Origin of the sequence: Salinisphaera sp. Q1T1-3, from assembly GCF_003602005.1 — a bacterium.
In the GTDB taxonomy this organism is placed as follows: Bacteria; Pseudomonadota; Gammaproteobacteria; order Nevskiales; family Salinisphaeraceae; genus Salinisphaera.
The window spans coordinates 1-22188 of record NZ_QZWD01000021.1 but is presented as its reverse complement, the minus strand read 5'-3'; the positions used below and the strand labels follow the sequence as shown (position 1 = coordinate 22188).

The following is a 22188-nucleotide window of genomic DNA, read 5'->3' as shown; positions in this document are numbered from 1 at the left end:
GGCGAGTCAGCAATGGGCCAGGCAGACGAAAGCAAGCGACACGGCCTGCGGGCCCGGCTGCGCGACGCGCACGTGGCCTTTGAACTCGCTTGGTGGCGCGGCGAAGAGGGTGCGGCCCGGGCGCGCCGGATCGGCGATCGAGTCTGGGACTGGGCGGAGGTCACCCGCCTGGATGCCGTGGTCGATGCCGAGACGATCAGCGAGACGGCCGTCCGCCTGGCGCTCGATTTTCCGCTGCCGACGCATCTGGCCGGCATGATCGGGGCGATTGCCGACGATCTCGTGCGTCACGAGATCAACGAGGACACCCGGGTGCGCGATGTCGTCGACCAGTCGCTCTACGACGACGGCGTGGCGCTGTTCGTGGCGCTCGAAGCGCTGCGCAGCCGCCTGATCAAGCGGCTCCTGAACAGTCCGGTCTACACGGCGCTGGCCTCGGACGTGCTCTACCAGGGCATCAAGGACTATATTTTTTCGGATTCTGGTGCGATCCGCTCGATTCCGGGCGTCTCACGTTTGATCAAGGGGTCATCGAGCGCGGTGTCGCGACGGATGCCGGGGCTCGAGGCGCAGGTGGAAAAACGCGTCCGTGCCTATATCGAGAACAACACCGCGAAGACCCTGGCGCGCAGTGAAGCCTATCTGCTCGAGTCGCTCGATGAAGCGCGCATCCGCGCTATCGCCGACGAGATCTGGAACGCGAGCGCCGACAAGCCGCTCTCCGTCGCCGGGCTGATCGATACCGATGAGCTGCAGCGACTGGTGGATTACGGTCTGGCCGTGTGGCGATCGCTGCGTGAAACCGAATATCTCGGCGTCATGGTTCAGACCAGCGTGCGGCAATTCTTCGCTCGCTATGGCGATCACACGCTGGCCGAACTCGCCGGTCACGTCGGCCTGGATCGGGAAACGCTGGCCGACGAGATCGAGGCGCTGGCGCCGACCCTCATCGAGGGTCTGGACGAGACCGGGCTGCTGGCGCGTCTCGTCGACGACCAGATCGGGGCCTTTTATGACTCGCCGGCCTTCGACAAGGCTCTGGACGACGACTGAGCGAGGCCGGGACGGCGCAACGCTCAGCCGCGGGCGAGAAACGCCGGCCTGGCAAAGGCTGCGCGATGGATGTCGGCGGTGTAGTAATCGCAGTGAAAGGGTATCGCGGCGGGGGGCTCGGCGAGCGCCCGCGCTCGCGCCGGCGCCAGCGAGGCCGACCACCAGCCGCTGGGATAACTGGGTTGCGGAAAACCGACGAGTTGCGGGGCGGCGAACCCGGCCCCCTGCATGGCAGCATGCATGTCATCGATCAGCGTGGTGTGCACCAGCGGCGACTCGCTCTGCTGGACAAGCAGGCCGTCGTCGGCCAACACGTGATGGCACTGTTCGTAGAAGGCTGCGTTGAACAGGCCTTCGGCCGGACCGATGGGATCCGTGCTGTCGATGATGATGACGTCCACGCTGTTGGCCGGCGCATCGCGCATCCAGGCCACGCCGTCGATGAAGGCAAGTTCGGCCCGCGGATCGGCGTTGGACTCGGTCAACCGCGGAAAATACTGCTCGGCCACCCGTGTGACGCGTTCGTCGATATCGATCTGCATGGCCGATTCGACAGTAGCGTGCTTGAGAACCTCGCGCAGGGTGCCGCAATCGCCGCCGCCGATGATCACCACGCGACGCGCCCGACCGTGGGAAAACAACGCCGGGTGCGTCATCATCTCGTGGTAGATGAAATTGTCGCGGTCGGTCAGCATGACCAGACCGTCGATGGTCAGCAGCCGACCGAAGGTTTCGGTCTCGTAGACCGCGATCGTCTGAAAATTCGAGCGCTCCTCATGGAGCTTGTCCCGGATCTTCAGCGAAAAGCCCAGGCCCAGCTCGTCGCTGGCTTCGGTGTACCACTGGCCATCGCGTACCATGCGTTTTCGTCCCTTGCGTCTCATGCGTTTTTTTCAGGGCCACAGTATAGATGATTGCAGATACCGCTCCCGTGACCGACGATGCCGGCTGGACGCTCGACGACGCGCGTCGTCTGTATCGCATCGCCACCTGGGGCGACGGTTATTTCGGCCTCAACGACGCCGGCCACATCGAAATGCGCACGACCGATCAGGCCGCCGGGATCGATCTCGACACGCTGGCCGACGAGATCGAGCGACAGGGCCTGCGTCTGCCGGTGCTCGTGCGCTTCACCGATATCCTGGCCGACCGGATCACACGCCTGGCGGATGCGTTCGGCGCGGCTCGGGCGGCCCGCGATTATGGCGGCGATTACACGGTCGTCTATCCGGTCAAGGTCAACCAGCAGCGCAGTGTGTGTGAACGCCTGGTGGCGGCTGGCGGCGAGCGGGCGGGCCTGGAAGCCGGCAGCAAGCCGGAACTGATGGCGGTACTCGCGCTCGCCCGTCCCGGCAGCACCATCGTGTGCAACGGCTACAAGGATCGGGCGTTTCTGCGTCTGGCGATGGCCGGCCAGCAGCTGGGCCATCGTGTGTTCATCGTGGTCGAGAAACCCTCGGAACTGGCGCCGATCGCCGAGATGGCCGATGCCCTGGGCCTGCGACCGCAGCTCGGCCTGCGTCTGCGTCTGGCCAGTGTGGCCGCCGGGCACTGGCAGAACACCGGCGGCGAGAAATCGAAGTTCGGCCTCACGGCCAGCCAGGCGGTCTCCGCCATCGAGACGCTCGCCGCATCCGGCCATCTGGACTGTGTTCGCATGCTGCACGTCCACATGGGCTCGCAGGTCGCCGATCATGCCGCCCTGACACGCTCGATGGACGAGACCGCGCATCTGTATCGTTCGCTGCGCGAACTCGGGGCTCCGATCGATACCGTCGATGTCGGCGGCGGGCTGGCCGTCGACTACGAGGGTCGCGGCGCGAAATCGTTCTGTTCGATGAACTACGGCGTGGCCGATTACGCGCGGCTGGTAGTCGGCGCACTGGCGCGCGTTGCAGCCGCTCACGATATGCCTGAGCCGGATATCATCAGCGAGTCCGGCCGGGCGCTGACGGCGCATCACGCGGTGTTGCTGACGCAGGTCATCGACAGTGAGACCCCGATCGAGACCGCGCCGGCCGGGCTCGACGACACGCGCTCGGCCAGCGCTCAGCTCGACCGGGCGACGGCACTTGCCGCCGACGCTCAGACACGCTTTGCCGCCGGAGAGATCGGCCTGGCCGAGCGGGCCGCCGTCGAGCACGAGGTGGCCGCCATATATCGCGCGCTGGCCGCACTCGAGCCTGCCGATGCCGATGAGCGGGCCGCCGTGACCGTCGCGCGGGAGAAACTGGCGACCAAGTATTTCGTCAATTTCTCGGTCTTCCAGTCGGTGCCCGATGTCTGGGCCCTGGATCAGGTCTTTCCGGTCATGCCGCTGGCACGACTCGACGAACGGCCGACCGAGCGCGTGCGTCTGTGCGATCTGACCTGTGACTCCGATGGGCGTCTCGACCGCTACGTGGACGACGCCGGCCTGGACACCACGTTGCCCTTGCATCGGCTGGTGCCCGGCGAGAGCTACCGCATCGGGATCTTCATGGTCGGCGCCTACCAGGAAAATCTCGGCGACATGCACAACCTGTTCGGCGATACCGATGTGGTCAACGTCGAGACCGATGCGAGCGGCTGGCATCTGAGCGAAGCCCAGCACGGCGATCGGGCGGACGAGCTGCTCGAATACGTGCATTTCGAGCCGGAGACGCTGCGATCGGCCTATCGGCGCAAACTGGCGGCCGCCGGTCTGTCCGCGCGCGACTATCGTGAATGCGAGACGCTGCTCGAGGCCGGTCTGGCCGGGTATACATACCTTCTCGACACCTGACCGCGTCCGGGCGTGTCGCCGAGCCGGGAGTCAATCGGCATGCTTGTCGAGCGTGAAGCGGACCAACGGTTCAGCATCTTCTGTCTCGATGACCTGGGGTGGGCGTCCGACGATGCGCTTCGGACTCACCCCGCGCGCGGCCAGATAATCGCGCACGGCTTCCTCGCGTTGGCGGGCGAGTTGCTCCAGCTTCAGCCGGTTCGCGCTGTTCAGATGGGTGCTGTCCTGGAAAAGCGACATCGCCTTGGCATCGGCCGGCGTGGCCTGACCCTGGATCGTGAGCGTCCAGTCCGGATTCCGGTCCATGCCCTGGGCGATCAAGCCGAGATAGTGGCGGTCCTCCGGGCGGACATAGTGCTTGCCCTCGCGGAATTTCGCCGGCCGTCCCTCGACTGACCGGAACAGGTTCAGAAAGGCATTACGCGCCTTGTTGAGGATGCCGACCGGCGAATAGGTGGACAGCAGCGCGGTGCGCAGTCCGGCCAACACCGCCTCGCGAACCAGGTTGTCGAGCGAGAAGTACGGGTTGGTGACATCGCCCAGAATCTTGGTCTGGAAGTGGAATTCGTCATCCTCGCCGCGGATCAGGGCGAGCGCGCTTTCCATGTTGATGCCGAGAGCGATCTCGGTCGTCTTGCCGTCGTCGTTGGCCAGGCGAAAGTTGGCCACGGTGGCATCGAGCTTGCCGTTGAGCTGGCCTTTCTTGGCTTTCAGATCGAGCGTGCCGTCGATCGCCCCACGCCCGATCTTGCGCCCCATCGCGGCATTGAGATAACCCGACAGGGGCGGCATGGCCAGCGAGCGCAGCCAGGCCCGGATATCCATGTTCATGCCCCCGGATGCCATCGGCGCGATGCTGCCTACGCTGTCGAAATGGCCGTAGGCGCCGATATCCAGCGACAGTCGATAATTCGCATCGTGATCCGGCCTGGCCGTATCGAGCCCGTCAAGCACGAAGTTCAGATCCATGCCATGCAGTCGCACGGTCGGTTCGGTCGAGACATCGGTGAAATACACGGCCGGGCCGCTGATGCCGAGATGCTTGATTGCATAGGTCGCACGGTTGGCACTGCCTTGGTCGGCGCCATCGCCGTCCTGTGGTGCCGCGCCCGTGCTCTGGCCGTCGTCGGTCTTGTCGCTGGCGGCGGTGTCGTTCTTCTTGGAGGCCGTGGCGCCCAGATATTCGCTGATCACGCCCATGCCCTTGTCGTCGCGACGTAGATGCACGATGGCATCGCCGAGCGTGAGCGAGTTCAGCGAATAGTGCAGCAGGTCATCGAGCTGGAACTGCTTGGCATCGAGCGAGACCGCCTGGACGACCGAGGCATCGGTGTCGGTATCGGCCAGCAGACGTATGCCGCTGGTCTTGAGGGCATCGACGTGGATGTTCGACAGCCCGTCGATGTGAATGCCGGTGGCATCGTTTTCCATCGCCGTCAGCCAGGAGGCCCCGATGCGGGTGTTCATGATATCCAGCGCGCTGGCCACGGCATTGCCGTCGAGCACGACCTTGAGCGTGTCGCCGCCGGCCGTCGGCTGCTGGCCGTAGCGGCCGTCGAAGATGAAGCGTTTTGCGTTGAACGCCATCGGCACGTCGGGAATGGTCAGTCGGGCGTGTTCGGTCACGAGATGCCCGGCGGCGTCGTGGACAAAGAGCTGGCCGCTGTCGATGTGGGTCTCGCCGCGCCAGGTAACATCGTCGGCGGTGAAGTCACTGGTCGCCGGAATCCGGAAATCGAGTTTCTTCCCGTCGAGGCGGCCGTAGGTATTGATGCGCGTCGCATCCGTTGTGAGCGTGGTCTGTGTGGTGCCATCCCAGGCCAGACTGTCGGTCGCCGTGGACAGTGAGCCCGGCACAGCGAAGCGCAGCGCGCGCGAATTGTATTGGCCGTTGCTGACGATCGTGGTGTTGGCGTCGCCGACCGTGATCTCGATATCGCCCGACAGATGTTCGCTGTCGGCCGACAGGGCGATCTGCCGCGCGGCCTTCAGTGTCACGCCGCTGTCGTCGTAGGTGCCATGTGTGGAAAGCCGGAACGGATTGTCCAGGGTGGTCTCGCCCTTGCCTTGCCAGGTCGCGTGTTTCGCGCGCAGATCGAATGTCTGGCCCTGCTGCATCGATAGATCGGTGAGGCTGAACCGACCGGTGGTATCGATTTCGCCCGGCTTGCCGTCGGCGCGCAGCAGGTTCATTTGCGCTCGGCCCTGCCAGGCGAGTTGGCCGGCTTTCAAATCCAGGCCGCGTTCGCGCGCGATCGCGAGTTTCGACAGGGCCACACGGCCTTCGGTCGTGGCATGGAGCGACTTGTCGGCGGTGTAGGAGACCGTGATGCGCTGATCGGTATCGAGACGCCCGCGGGCCCGGTCGATGCCCGCCGAGCGCGCCAGCGGTGCGACCAGCCCGAGCGGGAAATCGTGGGTTACCACGTGTATCCGGGCGCCGCGTGTCTTGCCGAACGGCGTGACATGGCCGGACAGCGCGATACTGCCGCCGTCGACCCCGATGTTCGCCTGTAGCGGGCTCGCGCGATCCGTGTCCCAGCTGGTGATGTGGGATGCCTGCGAGGCATTGAGGGTGATCACCTGGTCGATCGCGGCCTGCGGGCCGCGCGCCGGCTGCCGATAGTGGATCGCCAGCGCCTCGAGCGAGACCTCGTTCAGCCCGAACTGCCAGTCGTTCTTCGTCGTCTGGCTGCTCGACGACTTGCCGAATGTCATGCCGGCGATGCGAAAGCCGTTGTCCGGTAGCCGCGTCACATCGAGACGAGCGCCCGATAGCGTGAGCGATTGCACGACCACGCGATGATCGAAAAGAGGGCTGTAGCGAATATCCAGACCGAGATGGCCGATGACGAAGCCGTGGCCCTGGCCATCGGTCGCCCGGGCGTTGTCGATCGCGACATGGCCGGTCAGCAGATTGGCCTCGACCTGACCGATGTCGACGCTCAGGCCCTGGGATTCGAGATAGTCGACGAGCGCATACCGCACGATGTAGGGCGGCGCAACGGCCGCAGCCACGCCCACCAGCGCGATCAGCGTGCCGGTGCCAAGAAAAGCGTTTCGCTTGCGAGGGCGTCGTCGCGTCACGGCTCAGACGAGCCCCGACGGAGCCATCGGCCCTGGCAGTGGATCAGCGATGAGGCGCGTCATACGCGGGAACGGATCGAGCGCCCGGCTTGGGGCGGGATGACCACAAACCTTATCATCGGCCCGTACTCAACGACGGACGATTTTCATGAAGACTGCGTTTCTGGGGCTGGGTGGCATGGGCTACGGCATGGCCGCGAATCTCAAGGCGGCCGGCTCGCTCGCCGCGGTCTACAACCGCACCGGCGCGAAGGCCGAGGCATTCGCCGAGGAACACGATGTCAGCGCGGTTGCCGAACCGGCGATGGCCGCCGAGCAGGCCGAGGTGCTGGTGCTGTGCGTGTCGGCCGATGCCGATGTTCTGGAGATGATCGATGCGCTGGCGCCGGCCTTGACCGCTGATCACATCGTCATCGATTGTTCGACGGTTGCCAGCGATACCGCACGCGAGGCCGCGCGTCGCGTCAACGACCGTGGCGCGGCTTTCGTCGATGCGCCGGTTTCCGGCGGCACGGAAGGCGCCAAGAACGCCACCCTGTCGATCATGGTAGGGGCCGATGAAACGGTCTTTGCGCGCGTGCACGACGTGCTGTCGGCCATGGGCAGCGGCGTAACGCACATGGGGCCGGTCGGGGCCGGCCAGGCCACCAAGGCCGTGAACCAGATCATGGTCGCCGGCATCAACCAGGCCGTTTGCGAGGCGATGCGTTTCGCCGCCGCCGTCGAGCTGCCGCTGGACAAGGTCGTCGATGTCGTCGGTGCTGGCGCGGCCGGTAATTGGTTCGTCAATCATCGCGGCAAGACCATGGTCGCCGACGTCTACGAGCCGGGCTTCAAGCTCAAGCATCACCACAAGGACCTCGGCATCTGTCTGCACATGGCCGAGAACAACGGTGGGCGGCTGCCGCTGGCGGCCCAGACACGCGAGGAATACGACGCGCTGATGGCCGACGGTCACGGCGACGAGGACATTTCGGCGTTGTATCGACGCCGAGCCGATCTGTTCGATCGATAGGCTCGCGGGCCGAAGCCGGCCGCATCCTGGCAATGCGTCCGGCGCTCGGTCGTCGGGATGGGACCGGCTCGCCATCTGCCGTTTCGTCGTGCCGTGTGCCGGCCCGCGCCACGGTGCGCGCCTTGCAGGACACACGGCGGTCTCTCGACGAAAAGGCGCTCGAACGAAACCTCAACAGGCCCTAGTCGATGGCACCGGCATCCTGGACGTCGGCGTCGGGGGCAATCTCTTCGAGGCGCTCGATCAAGGCGGCCTGCTGGTCGTCGGGCACGTCGATCAACAGCAGCACCTGACCGTCGGCGATGGCCTGTTCGTAGGCGGCAACCGTGTCCGAGGACTCGCTGACGCCGATCATCGAGGCGATCCATGCACCGACGCCGGCACCGGCCAACGTCGAAGCCGCCACCCCGGCGCCGCCGAGGATCAGCCCCAGCGGCGGAAAGACCAATGCGGCCATGCCGGCCAGCGCGCCGGTCGCGGCCCCGGCCATGGCGCCGCGGCCGCTCGCCCCGGCGATATCCGTGGTCTCCAGCAGGCCCGCGTCGGGCAGGGGGTGGTCCGGGTCATGACGGGCAACGGCGTGCAGCGCCTCGTCGGCGATACCTTGTTCGCGCAGGGCCATGACCGTGCGTTCGGCGATGGCCGTATCGGCCAGCAGCACGTGGAGTCGGTTCGTCATGTCGAGCGGTCTCAGTCGCCGAGCGTCGCTCGCGCTCGGGCAGCGGCCGCCCGCACCTGCGATGGGGCCGTGCCGCCGAGATGGTCGCGCGCGGCCACCGAGCCGTCGAGCGTGAGAATCTCGTAGACATCCGCGCCGATTGCCGTGCTGTATTCCTGCAGCGTGGCCAGCGTCAGCTCGGCCAGGTCGCAATCCTCGTGGATCGCACGTGAAACACAGTTGCCGACGATTTCATGCGCATCGCGGAAGGCCACGCCGGCCCGCACCAGATAATCGGCCAGATCGGTGGCGGTCGCGAAACCGCGCCGGGCCGCGTTGCGACAGGCCGCGGCATCGACTGCGACGTGCGGCATCATATCCGCGAACAGCGCCACGCACGCGCCGACAGTGTCGGCGGTGTCGAACATCGGCACCTTGTCTTCCTGATTATCCCGGTTGTAGGCCAGCGGCTGGCCTTTCATCAGGGTGACCAGGGCGGTGAGATGACCCTGGACACGGGCGGTCTTGCCGCGCGTGAGCTCGGCGACATCGGGGTTTTTCTTCTGCGGCATGATCGAACTGCCCGTGCAGTAGCGATCCGGCAGCTCGACGAAGCCGAAGGCCGGGCTCATCCAGAGGATCAGTTCCTCGGAAAAACGCGACAGATGCATCATGATCGTGGTGGCCGCCGAGACGAAGTCGATAGCGAAATCGCGATCCGAGACAGCGTCCAGCGAATTGTCGATCACATCGTCGAAGCCGAGCTCCTGCGCGACCATCTCGCGATCGATCGCGAACGTGGTGCCGGCCAGTGCAGCAGCCCCGAGCGGCAGCTTGTTGGCGCGGGCGCGAATCTGGCCGAGCCGCTCTGCGTCGCGCGCGAGCATCGCCTGCCAGGCCAGCATGTGGTGGCCGAACGTGACCGGCTGGGCGACCTGCAGATGCGTAAAGCCCGGCATGACGGTCTCGGCGTGATGGTCGGCCAGGCCGATGAGGCCGCGCCGCAGGCGGTTGACCTCGCCGATCAGCGAGTCGATCGTCGCGCGCAGCCACAGGCGAACATCGGTGGCCACCTGGTCGTTGCGCGAGCGCGCGGTGTGCAGTTTCTTGCCGAGCGCGCCGATGTCCTCGGTCAGGCGGGCCTCGATATTCATGTGCACGTCTTCGAGCGCCGGGTCCCACGTGAAGTCGCCGACGGCGATGCGCTCGCCGATGGCCTCGAGGCCGCCACGAATCGTTTCGAACTCGTCCGACTGCAGAACACCCACGTGCGAGAGCATGCGCGCATGGGCGATCGAACCCTGGATATCGTAGGGCGCGAGTCGGGCTTCGAAAGAGATCGATTCGGTGAATGCGGCGACGCGGGCATCCGGGCCTTCGGCGAAGCGCCCGCCCCAGGTCTGGTGGCTCGATTGCGTGCTCATCGGTGCGCGGACCGTGCATGGAAAAAGGGCTTGCGAGTATAGCAATGGCCCGGATCCGGGGAATGCCGGAGTTGACGCCGGACGGTTGCGGTTTCATTACTGTCGGCAATGCCGCTTTCTCCCGACACCCGCACGATCCTGCCGGATTTCTGTACCGGTGCCCGTATCCTGCGTGTGCTGGCGGTCTGCGAAGCGGTGGCTATCATTCTCGCGCTCGGCAGTTCGCGCTCGGCCGATGTGTGGCGGCTGCTGTTCCTGCTGTCGGTCTACCTGCAGTGGATCGGCATCGTCAGCGCGGCCGCGCTGTGTCTGATTCGGCGCCAGGCCGCCAACCTCAGTACCCGGCAGGTCATGCTGGTGTCCTACATCAGTCTGTTGCTGATCACGTTCGTGATCACGGAAATCACGCTCCTGGCCGGGCCCTATACCGGGTTCTGGGTCCTGCTCGAAGGCGTCAGTCCGATGGCGTTCGTGATGCGGAGTCTGGGCATCAGCGGCGTGGTGGGCGCGCTCGGACTGCGCTATTTCTGGTTGCGCGCTTCCTGGCAGGCGCGTGCCGAGACCGAGACCCAGGCCCGGCTCGAGGCCTTGCAGGCCCGGATCGAACCTCATTTCCTGTTCAACGCGCTCAACAGCGCGGCGGCCCTGACGGCGGTTCGCCCGGTTGAGGCCGAGACCGCGCTCGAGGATCTGGCCGCGCTGCTGCGTGCGCGGCTGTCGGGCGGCGACGCGCCGGGGTTGGTGACGCTGGCCGACGAGATGACGCTGATCGAGGCCTATGTCCGTATCGAGAAACTGCGGCTGAGCGAGCGTCTGACCCTCGAGCGAGACATTTCCGAGGCCGCGCGCCGTGCACGGCTGCCGTCGTTGTCGATCCAGCCGCTGGTGGAAAACGCCATCGGACACGGGGTGGCACGGTTGCCGGAGGGGGGCACCGTGTCGCTGACGGCCTGGCTGGACAACGACATGCTTCACGTACGCGTGCGTAATCCGATGGCGTATGGCGTGCCGGACGTACCCGGGCACCGCCAGGCGATCGCCAATATCCGGAATCGACTGGCATTGACTTACGGCGATGCAGCACAGCTCGACTTTGTGCAGGATGAAGGCTGGTTCACCGTGCTGTTGATCGTGCCGCAGCGACGAGATGAATGACATGAATGTGGTGATCGTGGATGACGAGCCGTTGGCCCGGGAACGGTTGCGTCGAATGGTGGAAACCTTTCCGGGCTATTCCGTGATCGGCGAGATCGGCAACGCCCGCGATGCCCTGGCCGAAGTCGGGGATCTCAAGCCCGACGCCGTATTGCTCGATGTCCACATGCCCGGCGTCGACGGGCTGGAGATCGCCGGGGAGCTGTCCCGTAACGAGCTGCCGCCGGCGGTGATCTTCGTCACGGCCCACAGCGAGCACGCGCTGTCGGCGCATAACAGTGCCTGTGCCGGTTATCTGCTCAAGCCGGTACGTCGCGACGATCTGGCCGCAGCCTTGATGCGGGCCCGCCAGCCCAGCCGTGCGCAGTTCGCCGCACTTGCCGATCAGGTCGATATCGGCACCGCCAGTGGCTATGTCAGCGCCCGCACACGCGAGGGCATCGAACGTGTGGCCATTCGCGACATCATGTATTTCTGGGCCGACCACAAGTACACGTCGGTATTCCATCTGCACGGCGAACTGCTCATCGAACAGTCGCTGGCCCAGCTCGAGCAATCGCTGGCCGAAACCTTCGTTCGGGTGCACCGCAAGGCACTGGTCGCCCGGGCACATGTGACCGGTCTCAAATACAATGACGACGGCAGCGCCGCGCTGACGATCGCACACCATCATCACACCGTTCCGGTCTCCCGCCGGCGGCTGGCCGACGTGCGCGCGCTGCTGGCCGACGAACTCACGAACCGGGACAGCGTTCAATGACCGAAACAGGAAAGCCGCGCACGCTGCGCATCGCCACGCGTCAGTCACAGCTGGCGCTCTGGCAGGCCGAGCACGTCAAGGCCCGTCTGGCCACGGCGTTGCCCGACGTCGAGGTGGTGTTGCTGCCGATTACCACCGAAGGGGACCGCGTGACCGATCGGCCGCTCTCGGCGATCGGCGGCAAGGGCCTCTTCCTCAAGGAGCTCGAGGCCGCCCTGGAGGCCGGTGAGGCCGATCTGGCCGTGCATTCGATGAAGGATGTGCCGGCCGAACTGCCGCCGGGATTCGCGCTGCCCGTCGTGCTGGCGCCGGCCAGCCCGCTCGATGCGTTCGTCTCCAACGATTACGACAGCCCGGAGGCGTTGCCCGCCGGCGCGGTCGTGGGCACCTCCAGTCTGCGCCGGGCAGCGATGATCAAGCATCTGCGGCCTGATGTGGAAATCCAGAGCCTGCGTGGCAATGTTCAGACCCGCCTGGCCAAACTGGATGCCGGCGATTACGACGCCATCCTGCTGGCCTGTGCCGGACTGGAACGGCTCGAAATGGCGGGTCGTATCCGCTGCGAGTTGTCCCCGGAGCAGAGCCTGCCGGCGATCGGCCAGGGGGTGCTCGGTATCGAGATCCGGGCCGACGACACCGAAACCGCCGAACGCATCGCCCGGCTCGACGACGAATACACGCATATTCGTATCGATGCCGAACGTGCGGTCAACGCGCGGCTGGAGGGCAGCTGTCATCTACCGATCGCCGCCCATGCGACCCACGACGGCCGCACACTGTCCCTGACCGCGTGCGTCGGCAAGCCGGACGGCTCGGTGATGGTACGCGACGCCATCAGCGGACCGGTCGACGAGGCCGCCGAAATCGGGCACCGACTGGCCGAAAGACTGCTCGCCGCCGGCGCCGACCGAATCCTCGCCGAACTGGGCTGATCGAACCGCGTGGGCGATGTGCTGACAGGCTGCGCGGTCTGGCTGACGCGTCCGGCCGGTCAGGCCAGTGCCTGGGCCGATGGGCTGATGGCCGCGGGTGCCCGAGTCACGATTGCGCCGCTGCTCGAGATCCGGGCGCCGTCCGATGCGGATGCCGCACAACAAGGGTTGGCCGAGGCCGCAACGGCCGACGTTGTCATTGCCACCTCTGCGAATGCCGTGGCCGGTGCGCGTGCGCTCGCGCCCGATTGGGCGCCGTCGGGCCGGCTGATCGCGGTCGGCCAGGCTACGGCCGCGGCCTTGACGGCGTTCGTAGGCACCCGAGTCGAAGTCCCGCAGACCAGCGACAGCGAAGGATTGCTGGCCCTGTTGGATCGAACGCCGCCGACCGGGCGACGAATTGCCATTCTGGCCGGCGAGGGCGGGCGCGAAGCGCTGGCCGACGGACTCGTGGCACGCGGTGCGCGTGTCGCGCGTGTCGCCCTCTATCGGCGTGCGGCCGTGGCGCTGGATACCGACCGACTGGATGCGTTGTTGCATGAGCACACCGTGCTGGTCGTCACGAGTAGCGCGGCCTGGCAGGCGCTGGTATCGGCCTGCGATAGCGCCCGGAAACAGCGTCTTTCCGGGCTTTCGCTCGTGGCGCCCAGCCTGCGTGTGGTACAACACACGGATCGTGACATCGACTGGCAGTACCCGCCGGTCGTCATCGATGCCATGGATGCAGCGGGTGCGCAGGCCGCGGTGACGCGTGCCTGGTTGGCTCGTCGATGATCAGCCCACGCCATTCGGGGGAAGCGCAAGCGCATGAGCCAGGACAAGTCCACGGACAGCAACCGCCAATCGAAAAACGAAGACGCCTCGCAAAAGACGACCCCGGCGGCCAAACCGGCCGGGACGTCATCCACGCAGGCGCAGTCGTCATCGGCGCAGACATCGTCGTCGAAGGCCGCGGGAGGTGCCGACAACAAGCCCGCAGCGAGCCCCGCCAAGACCGACCAGGGCAAGACCGACCAGAGCAAGACCGACCAGAGCAAGACCGACCAGAGCAAGACCGACCAGAGCAAGACCGACCAGAGCAAGACCGACCAGAGCAAGACCGACCAGAGCAAGCCTGACCAGAGCAAGGCCGGAGCCGGTAAAAAACAGCCTGAAAAGCCGGCGTCGAGCCCGCAGTCGAGCGGGAACGGATCGGTGCGCAGTGGCTCGGAACACTCAGGCAGCGCTTCGCGCAAAACGTCGTCGGCGTCTGGCACCCAAACGAGCCCGGCGGCCAGCGACAGCGCGACAAGCGGCGCCGGTGCGAAGCCCGCGAGCAAGCCGGCGTCGTCCGACGCGGCAACGGGCGGCCACGGTGGCCGTGGCGGCCAGCGTGGCGGCCAGGGCAGTGGCGGTGGTCGCGGCAACAGCCGTATCGCGCTCATCGTGGCTGCCGTCGCACTGGTGGTCGCCGTGCTGGCCATCGCCGGTGCCGGTTATCTGTGGTATGCGAGCCAGCAGCGCATGGCAGCCCTGAATGCCGAAATCGGCAGCGCGACCGACAACGTTCAGCACAATCTGCAGCAGCAGCTTGGCCCGCGGGTCTCGCAGATGAACGATCAGGTCGATCAGTTGACGCAAAAGCTCGGCCGGGTCGACAACACGCTGGACGATCGCGGCCAGAAGCTGTCGTCGCTGTCTGACACGCTCAACCAGGTCCAGACCCAGAACAACAAGCTCCAGCAAGCGCTTGGCGGCAACCACGAACAGTTCGTGGAGCAGCGCATTCTGGCGTTGCTCGAGGCCGCCAATCAGCGCCTGGTCATCTATCACGATCCCAAGGGCGCCATGCAGGCGCTCAAGCTGGCGGACCAGGCCATCGCCCACGCCGGCTATCCACAGCTGCACCCGGTGCGGGCCGATATTGCCAACGAGGTTGCATCGCTCGAAGCCCTGCCCGATCCGGATATCGAGGGCATCGCACTACAGCTGTCGCAACTGGCGGCCCGCGTGCCGAAACTGCCGACCGATAGTGACGTACCGTCGACCTATCACAACGGCAATACCGGTCAGGCCGGCGACCGTGCGGGAGATGACGGCAGCCGTGGCCAGGCTGGTTTCGCCGGCATCGACTGGCAGGGGCACTGGCACCGGATGGTCGACCGGCTGGGCAATGCGCTATCGCACATGGTGACCGTGCGCAGTGCCAACGGCACTCAGAACGCGCCGGCCCTGATCGCGCCGGACCAGTCGTTTTTCCTGGTGCAGAATCTACAGCTCGAACTGCGCATGGCACGGCTGGCACTGCTCGAACATAACGGTGAGGTCTATCACGAGAGCCTGTCGGAGGCCCGTGACTGGATCGGGCAGTATTTCGATACCGACGACAGCGCGACCCAGGCCGTGTTGTCCTCGCTCAAGACGCTCTCCGATGTCCAGCTCGACTGGCAGGCGCCTGATATCACGCCCAGCCTGACGCATATGCGCCGGATCGCGAACGCCGCGGGCGCATCCGATCAGAGCACGTCGGCGGCGGACGTCGAAAACGCCGCATCGGACTCGGGTGAAGGTCAGGCCCCGGATGATGCGCAGGGCGGCGATCAGCGTGGTGATGCCGGCAACGAGGGCGCCGACAATACCGGCACGACGGAAAACGGGGCGTCCGACAACGCCAACGACAGCCAGGGCGGCGACGCACCGGATAAGAGCGACAGCGCTTCCGACCAGAACGACGATACGTCGGCTGATGACACGGCGTCGCCCGATGCGTCGACGACCGCCGACGGGCAGGAGGATCGCTAATGCGCCGCCTGTTGCTCGGAGTCGTCGTATTTCTCGTCATCGGCATCGCCCTGTCGCTCGTCTTTCACGAGCATCAGGGTTATGTCCTGATCTCTTTCAATGGCTGGCAGATCGAGACCTCCGTACTGTTCGCCGTCGCCGGCGTACTGCTCGGTGTGTGGCTGCTGGCCCTGGCCTGGCAGCTGCTGGTCGCGATCCTGTTCGCGCCGCGAACCCTGCGTCGCTTGCGCAATCGGCGCCAGCGCACCAAGGCCCGGCATGCCTGGCAGACGGGGCTGGTGCATCTGGCCGAGGCCCGCTGGTCGACGGCCGAAAAAGAGCTCGAAGCCAAGGCCGAGGCCAATGAATCGCCCGGCCTGAATCATCTGTTCGCAGCCCGAGCGGCGCATTATCGCGACGATGTGAGCGCACGGGATGCGTATCTGCAGAAAGCCTCGGCGAGCCGGTCGATCAGTGAGCTTGCCGTGTTGATGACACAGGCCGAACTGCAGATCGCGGCCGGCGAGGACGTCGAAGCGTCCGCCACGTTGTCACGTTTGCATGAGCTCGAGCCGAAACACCCCTGGGTGCTCCGTCTCTACGCCGAACACGCGCTGGCAACCGGCGATTACGGCGTGCTTTACGGCTTGCTGCCCGAGCTCAAGCGCGCCGATTCGCTGTCGTCGGAACGGCTGAGTGTCATGACGATCGCGGCCTATCGACATCATCTGTCCCAGCCTGCCGATGTCGGTGCGCTGACCTCGGCATGGCGCGACGTGCCCAAGGATCTGCGGGCACGGCCCGAGATTGTCGAGCACTATGCGCGGGCGTTGTCACAGATGGGCGAAGACGACGAGGCCGCGAACGTGATTCGGGCCACGCTCAAGAAACACTACGATGGCCAGCTCGTGCGGACGTTCGGCCGGCTCAATCCGCGCGACGAGTCGGGCCAGCTGGCCAGCGTTCAGGACTGGATCTCGCAACACGGTCGCGAGCCCGAGCTGATGCTTGCCGCCGGCCGGCTGTTTCTGGCCCGGCAGCAGCTGGACGAGGCCCGGGACTATCTGACCAGCGAGTATGCCAGCCAGCTCGGTGCGACCGGTCTGCTCGATCTCGGTCGTCTGCTGGAGCGCCTGCAGGAAGCCGAGCGCGCTCGGCTCGTCTATCGCCGTGGGCTCGAGACCGTGACCTACGGCGCATGACGGTGGCAACGCCGCATCTGCTGATCATCGGCTGCGGCGATACGGGAGTACGCGTGGCCGCGCGCGCCATTGGCGCCGGCCATCGCGTCAGTGCCGTGGTGCGCAGCGCCGAGTCCGCGGCGCGGGCGCGTGCCGTTGGTGCGGCGAGTTTCCGGCTGGATCTCGATCACGATACCGATGACGACCAACTTGCAGCGCTTGTCGGCGCTGCGGATCGCCTGCTCTACAGTGCGCCGCCGCCGCGCGCCGGTGAGGCCGATACGCGGCTGGCCCGCGTGCTGGGGCTCGCCGAGACACCGCCGGCTGACTGGGTCTATATCGGCACCACCGGCGTCTACGGTGACCACGGTGGGGCCTGGGTCGACGAGGACACGCCGGCCGCGCCGGCCACCGATCGGGCGCAGCGTCGTCTGGACGCCGAACAGCGCCTCTTGGCAGCGGTGTCGCGTGCGACGATATTGCGCGCGCCGGGCATCTACGGCCCGAATCGGCTGCCGGTCGATCGGGTTCGGGCCGGTGAGCCGGTACTCGCTGACGAGAACGGCTGGACCAATCGGATTCATATCGACGATCTGGCCGCGATCGCCTGGCGTGCGCTGACCGAGCAGTGGCCGCATCGAATCTACAACGTCTGCGACGGGGTGCCCACCGCGCGCACCGCGTATTACGACACGCTGGCCGAGTTACTCGGTGTGGCTGCGCCTCCACGTATCGACTGGGCCGAGGCCCGGACACGATTCTCGGCGATGCGTCTGTCGTTCCTGTCGGAGTCGCGTCGCCTGTCGAATGCCCGTCTCGTGACCGATACGGCGTATCGTTTCATCTTCCCGGATTACCGCGACGGTCTGTTGTCCAGCCTGCGTGGTGAAACAGTCACGGCCTGACGCGACACACACGAGCGGACAAGGGAGAGGCCCGGGGCGTCGGCCTGCTGAGCGCCCAAGCCGTGATGTGGTCGGCCCGCTGTGCCGGCGTGGAAGCGATCTGCCGACGCGTGGTCTCCGGCGCCGGATCCGGGGCGGCCTCAAGAGCGCGAATACTGCGTTGCCGCATATGACCGGCCGATCTGGATTCATCCGGGGCCAGAACAGATGCCCCCATCGGCTGTCTGCGACGCGGCCAACTGTGTTTCGTCCATTTTCGATGGCGTTGCGGTCTTCAGCCGTCGTGGCCACATGCCTGCTCGTATGCGCGCTTTCCATCCGAACGATCAGCCAGCGTCATACCGGGTTCACCACATCTGGCGCGGATGCCGCGCTCGGCGGCCCTTGATCGAGGCATTCGATCTGGCCGTGTCGTTGGCGAGCGCGAGCTGCAGGTGGTTGTTCAGAGCGTTTCCGCAGCATGTCCCGACATGGCATGGCGCGCGGTGCGGTGGTTGTGGTCGGTCAGCGTGGCCCGGCTGTTGCCCGGCCGGCACGGATTCGGTCCCGATCCAGTTCGGTCGTCAGTGCCTGTCGAATCGCATCCAGGCAATCGGCACCCGACAACGAAACCGGTACGTTGCCGTTCGCGTTCTCGATCAGCGCCAGCCGGTATCGAAGACTGGTCTGGCCGTTGCGACACCGGCCGATGGATTCCGAACGCAGGGTGAGGCGATATCGGGCCTTGCGAGCCATCAGGCGGTAGTCGTCGCTGCCACGCGTCATCGCGGCGCTATAGCGGGTCAGATGGAAGCCGCGCTGGCGTAGCGCCTGCATGGCCGCCTGAGCCAGGACGCTGTCGTCGCTCGGCACGATCACGGTGGCCGCCGGCGGCGGGCCGCTTGGCGTCGTCGGTTTCGGTGTCGGCGTTTTCGGCGTACCGGCACAGCCTGCGAGCACCAGCATGGTAGCCAGGAGCAGGCCGGCAGTGAGCGAGCGGGCGAATGACATCAGGCAGCAGGCCGCGATCGAGAGTGCGGTGTCCAGAATAACCCGTTTCCGCCGGGCTCGCGTATCGAGCGACATACCGTGACACGGCATTGCGAGTGTGCGATGGGCGCACTCGGGCATGCATGACCGGCATCGCCGACGATGGCGCTGTCCCGGTCCGCGTCTGGGGCAGCGGGGCGGACTTTCGGCCAGGCCCCGATGCGTCAACAGGAACGGCCCTGGGCTAGATTGTGTATTGTGCATCGCATTAATAAAAATTAAGATTAAATTACGATTTTGCAATGCGCCGGCGGCGCCGGTGTTCTCGATCATGAAAGACGTGATGCCAAGATGGCAGCCGCGGGCGCTGGGGCTAAGCCTCGGGTTGGCTGTTCTGTTGTTCGCTACTTATCTCGCACCCGGGACCGATGCGTTATGGCGCGTGCTCGATATCCATACCGCGTATGCCCTGAACGGACTGGTTGCTCAAAGCCCCACCCAGCAGCTGCTGTGGTCGTTCGGCAATCTCAAGGTCTTCGATTATCTTGTCGGACTATTGATGCTGGGCGTGCTTGTTCATTTCGTTGTCTACGGTCGCCGAGGCACTTCGGCCTGGCGGGCAGCCGCCTCGTTCATCGTCTGTATCGCGCTGGTGGGTCTCGTATCGATCACACGCGATCTGATCTTCAAGGGCATGGCGCATGACAGCCCGTCGCTGGTGCTGCCTGCGTTCACGTTGCTCGACAACACGAACGGGCTCGGCGCCAAGGACGCCTCGCACACGAGTTTTCCCGGCGATCACGCCACGGTCGTTGCCACATTCGTTTATCTCCTCTGGTGTTTCGCCGGGCGCCATTACGGCCGCGTGGCCGGACTCATCGCGATCGTTGCCTGCCTGCCGCGCCTGGTGGCCGGGGCGCACTGGCTGACCGACGACCTGGTCGGCGGACTCGGCACGGCGCTGGTCACCGTGCCCTGGGTCGTGCATACGCCGCTCGGCGGTCGAATCGTCGCGCGTCTCGAACCGGCGTTTGCGCGGATCATGCCGGCCGCGCGTTCGTCCTCGGCACGGGCCGGCTCGACCGCCGCGTGCCGGCCGACGAGGCGCGATTAGGCTACAGTCCGGATTCTGATCACGAATACGAAGGCCGACGTGCCTGTCACGATCCGCGGCGTCGATACGCGTCGTTCCACACAGGCAGTCGCGTGCCCATCCCGGCTGCTTGCGGGCTCGAATGCCCGGTCCACGGACCGGTGGTGCGTCTTGTCATGGGCGATCGATCCGTGACGGTCGTATCGCCGGCGGGTCCCGGTTCCGCTATTCGCAGTGCCGTGCCGGCCGATCTGGATCACCTCTGGGCACTCGAGCAGGCTGTCTTCGATGTCGATGCCCAGTCGCGTCGCAGTCTGCGCTGGTTATTGATGCGCGCGAACGCCGATCTGCGCGTCATTGCCACCCCGGCGGCGGACGACCCGATCGCGGCCTGCAGCATCACCCTGTTTCGCGCAAACAGCCGGGTGGCTCGTCTTTACTCGATCGCCGTGGCCGCGCAGGCGCGCGGACAGGGGATGGCCGGCCGCCTGTTGCATGATGCGATCCGGCGGGCCGCAAATCGCGGCTGTCGTGTCATGCGCGCCGAGGCACGTGTCTCCAACACAGCCTCTCGCGGCCTGTTCGCGGCGGCGGGTTTTACCGAAACACAGCGGCTTGTCGCATATTATCCGGGGCCGGCCGACGGGGTCCGGATGCAACGATCTCTCGAGGAAGACGATACGCATGGCTGAGCCGATCATTGTGGTGGAGTCCCGGCGCGACTGGACTTCGGAGGCCACGCCGGTCGCGATGGTGCTGGCCGATGATTATCTGTCCGATCCGAAATACGGCGACGACGAGTTTCGGGTCATCAACCTGTGTCGCTCGCTGCGATACCAGAGTCTGGGGTATTACGTCTCGTTGCTCGCCGAAGCCCGGGGCCATCGCGTGCTGCCGTCGGTGACCACGCTCGCCGATCTGTCACGCAAGATGCTCTATGGCGCCGAGATTCCGGCGTTGGCGCACGATCTCGTGCGGCTGGATGCCACCACTCAGGCCGCGTTGCCGAATACGTTCCGGGTCTTCATGGGCCGGGCACGTATCGAAGCGCTCGCGCCGGTGGCGCGCAAGCTGTTCGAGCAGCTCGCAGTGCCGTTGATGGAGGTCGGGCTGAGCCGGCGCGATGCCGCGCTGCGTGTCACCGAGGTTCGCGCGCTCGGCCTGAAGAGTCTGTCGGCCGAGGATGCAACGTTCATGGCCGAAGCCGTGGCCGGCTATGTGGCACGCGGCTGGGTGTCGCCGAAGCGACGGCGACAGGCCCGCTTTGATCTGGCGATTCTGGTTGATCCGGACGAGACACAGCCCCCGTCGAATGCGGCCGCGCTGAACGCCTTCGTCGAGGCCGGTCAGGCGCTCGGGCTGGCGGTGGAGCGCATCACACGGCGGGATTTCGGGCGGCTGGCGGAGTTCGATGCGCTGTTCATCCGCGAGACGACGCGCCTGAATCATCACACGTATGCATTCGCGCGCCGCGCCGAGCAGCTCGGGCTCGTGGTCATCGATGACCCGGTCTCGATCCTGCGCTGCAGCAACAAGGTCTATCTCGCCGAGCTTCTGGCACGTCACCGAGTGGCAGCGCCGCGGGCGCACATCTTCGGTGAAGACGAGGTCGATCAGCTGCCCGAGCTGCTCGGATTCCCCATGGTGCTCAAGGCTCCCGAGGGCGCTTTCTCCAAGGGTGTCTTCAAGGCGGATGACCGGCACGCACTCGACGAGATCGCGGCCCGGCTGTTCGACGACTCTGAGCTGGCGCTGGCCCAGGAGTTCATGCCCACGGAGTTCGACTGGCGGGTCGGCGTGCTCGACGGCCGGCCGCTCTATGTCTGCCAGTATCTGATGGCCGGCGGCCACTGGCAGATCGTGGACTACAGTTCGCAAGACGGTATCGCCGAAGGCGACTCGCGTACGCTCGATGTCGTCGATGCCCCCACCGACGTGGTCGAGATCGCGGTGCGGGCGGCCGGCCTGATCGGCAACGGGCTGTACGGGGTGGATATCAAGCAGACAGCCGACGGTCTGCGCGTCATCGAGATCAACGACAACCCGAGCATCGATGCCGGGATCGAGGATGCCGTGGCCGGTCAAACACTCTATCGCACGATCATGAGCGCATTTCTCGCGCGGCTGGAGGCTCGAACACGGCCCGAGGCCGGTTGAAGCGCCAACGACGAACCGGTCCCATGTTTGCGCCCAACCGGGCTTTCGTTATATTCCGGTGCTGTCTGAAAAATTCGAATTTCACCAAGCGACTGCGTGTGTGGATATTTTGTCGCGCAGGATGCGTGACCAACGAAAAGGCAAGGCAATGACGGATCGAATCGACAAGGCCGGGCTGGCGATCGGCCGGCCGCTTTACGAGCTGATGGAGACAGCGCTGTCGGGCACCGGGGTGAGCTCGGAAGTGTTCTGGGCGGAGCTGGCCGAACTGGTCG

The 22188-nt window shown here is 65.8% G+C and carries 18 protein-coding genes; 13 read left to right on the top strand and 5 right to left on the bottom strand.

All coding sequences use genetic code 11. From position 1 onward, the window contains the following. Positions 1-12: 12 nt before the first annotated feature. Positions 13-1053, top strand: a complete 1041-nt coding sequence (locus D3260_RS15470; RefSeq protein ID WP_120099513.1) for a hypothetical protein — start codon at positions 13-15, stop codon at positions 1051-1053. Positions 1054-1076: 23 nt separating this feature from the next. Here D3260_RS15470 and speE read toward each other — a convergent pair whose 3' ends face one another. Beyond that, positions 1077-1913, bottom strand: coding sequence for a polyamine aminopropyltransferase (speE, locus tag D3260_RS15465; protein WP_120099512.1), 837 nt, complete (start codon positions 1911-1913; stop codon positions 1077-1079). 50 nt (positions 1914-1963) lie between these two features. On the opposite strand from speE, the gene speA reads away from it, so the two are divergent. Then, a complete protein-coding gene (gene speA / locus D3260_RS15460) occupies positions 1964-3817 on the top strand; it encodes a biosynthetic arginine decarboxylase (protein WP_120099511.1) in 1854 nt (617 codons plus the stop codon). Positions 3818-3847: 30 nt separating this feature from the next. Here speA and D3260_RS15455 read toward each other — a convergent pair whose 3' ends face one another. Next, positions 3848-6904: a DUF748 domain-containing protein gene (locus D3260_RS15455; RefSeq protein WP_120099510.1), complete on the bottom strand. Its 3057-nt coding sequence runs from the start codon at positions 6902-6904 to the stop codon at positions 3848-3850. A 148-nt stretch (positions 6905-7052) separates the two neighbouring features. On the opposite strand from D3260_RS15455, the gene D3260_RS15450 reads away from it, so the two are divergent. Continuing rightward, the gene (locus D3260_RS15450) at positions 7053-7919 is read left to right on the top strand and encodes an NAD(P)-dependent oxidoreductase (protein ID WP_120099509.1); all 867 of its coding nucleotides are present in this window, start codon (positions 7053-7055) and stop codon (positions 7917-7919) included. Positions 7920-8100: 181 nt separating this feature from the next. Here the strand turns inward: D3260_RS15450 and D3260_RS15445 are convergent, their stop codons facing one another. Together D3260_RS15445 and argH are read right to left on the bottom strand one after the other, a co-directional pair. Beyond that, entirely contained in the window at positions 8101-8598 is a 498-nt protein-coding gene (locus D3260_RS15445) for a DUF1269 domain-containing protein (RefSeq protein WP_120099508.1), read from the bottom strand. Between the two features lie 11 nt (positions 8599-8609). Continuing rightward, a complete protein-coding gene (gene argH, locus D3260_RS15440; protein ID WP_120099507.1) occupies positions 8610-10001 on the bottom strand; it encodes an argininosuccinate lyase in 1392 nt (463 codons plus the stop codon). A 108-nt stretch (positions 10002-10109) separates the two neighbouring features. On the opposite strand from argH, the gene D3260_RS15435 reads away from it, so the two are divergent. Genes D3260_RS15435 through D3260_RS15405 form a run of 7 tightly spaced genes read left to right on the top strand, consistent with a single transcriptional unit; the run spans position 10110 to position 17694 of the window. Then, positions 10110-11156 carry a sensor histidine kinase gene (locus D3260_RS15435; protein ID WP_120099506.1) on the top strand — a complete coding sequence of 349 codons (1047 nt, stop codon included), beginning with the start codon at positions 10110-10112 and terminating at the stop codon, positions 11154-11156. Further along, positions 11149-11916, top strand: coding sequence for a LytTR family DNA-binding domain-containing protein (locus D3260_RS15430; protein ID WP_233544105.1), 768 nt, complete (start codon positions 11149-11151; stop codon positions 11914-11916). Before D3260_RS15435 ends, D3260_RS15430 begins: the two co-directional genes overlap by 8 nt. After that, complete coding sequence (gene hemC, locus D3260_RS15425; RefSeq protein ID WP_120099504.1) at positions 11913-12848, top strand: hydroxymethylbilane synthase; 936 nt, start codon at positions 11913-11915, stop codon at positions 12846-12848. The genes D3260_RS15430 and hemC overlap by 4 nt, the downstream gene beginning before the upstream one ends. A 9-nt stretch (positions 12849-12857) precedes the next feature. Further along, on the top strand, positions 12858-13622 hold the full coding sequence (locus tag D3260_RS15420; RefSeq protein ID WP_120099503.1) for a uroporphyrinogen-III synthase: 765 nt from the start codon (positions 12858-12860) through the stop codon (positions 13620-13622). A gap of 33 nt (positions 13623-13655) precedes the next feature. Then, on the top strand, positions 13656-15629 hold the full coding sequence (locus D3260_RS15415) for a uroporphyrinogen-III C-methyltransferase (RefSeq protein WP_120099502.1): 1974 nt from the start codon (positions 13656-13658) through the stop codon (positions 15627-15629). Continuing rightward, a complete protein-coding gene (locus tag D3260_RS15410; protein ID WP_120099501.1) occupies positions 15629-16810 on the top strand; it encodes a heme biosynthesis HemY N-terminal domain-containing protein in 1182 nt (393 codons plus the stop codon). The genes D3260_RS15415 and D3260_RS15410 overlap by 1 nt, the downstream gene beginning before the upstream one ends. Then, positions 16807-17694 (top strand): SDR family oxidoreductase, encoded by an 888-nt coding sequence (locus tag D3260_RS15405; RefSeq protein WP_120099500.1) that lies wholly within the window; start codon positions 16807-16809, stop codon positions 17692-17694. Before D3260_RS15410 ends, D3260_RS15405 begins: the two co-directional genes overlap by 4 nt. Before the next feature lie 504 nt (positions 17695-18198). Here D3260_RS15405 and D3260_RS15400 read toward each other — a convergent pair. Continuing rightward, positions 18199-18684 (bottom strand): hypothetical protein, encoded by a 486-nt coding sequence (locus D3260_RS15400; protein WP_147418230.1) that lies wholly within the window; start codon positions 18682-18684, stop codon positions 18199-18201. Positions 18685-19006: 322 nt separating this feature from the next. On the opposite strand from D3260_RS15400, the gene D3260_RS15395 reads away from it, so the two are divergent. The 3 genes from D3260_RS15395 (at position 19007) to D3260_RS15385 (ending at position 21913) form a co-directional block, all read left to right on the top strand. Then, positions 19007-19777, top strand: coding sequence for a phosphatase PAP2 family protein (locus D3260_RS15395; protein ID WP_158583569.1), 771 nt, complete (start codon positions 19007-19009; stop codon positions 19775-19777). Positions 19778-19932: 155 nt separating this feature from the next. Beyond that, a complete protein-coding gene (locus D3260_RS15390) occupies positions 19933-20448 on the top strand; it encodes a GNAT family N-acetyltransferase (protein WP_120099549.1) in 516 nt (171 codons plus the stop codon). Beyond that, positions 20441-21913: a RimK family protein gene (locus D3260_RS15385; protein ID WP_120099497.1), complete on the top strand. Its 1473-nt coding sequence runs from the start codon at positions 20441-20443 to the stop codon at positions 21911-21913. Before D3260_RS15390 ends, D3260_RS15385 begins: the two co-directional genes overlap by 8 nt. The last annotated feature ends 275 nt before the right edge of the window (positions 21914-22188 follow it).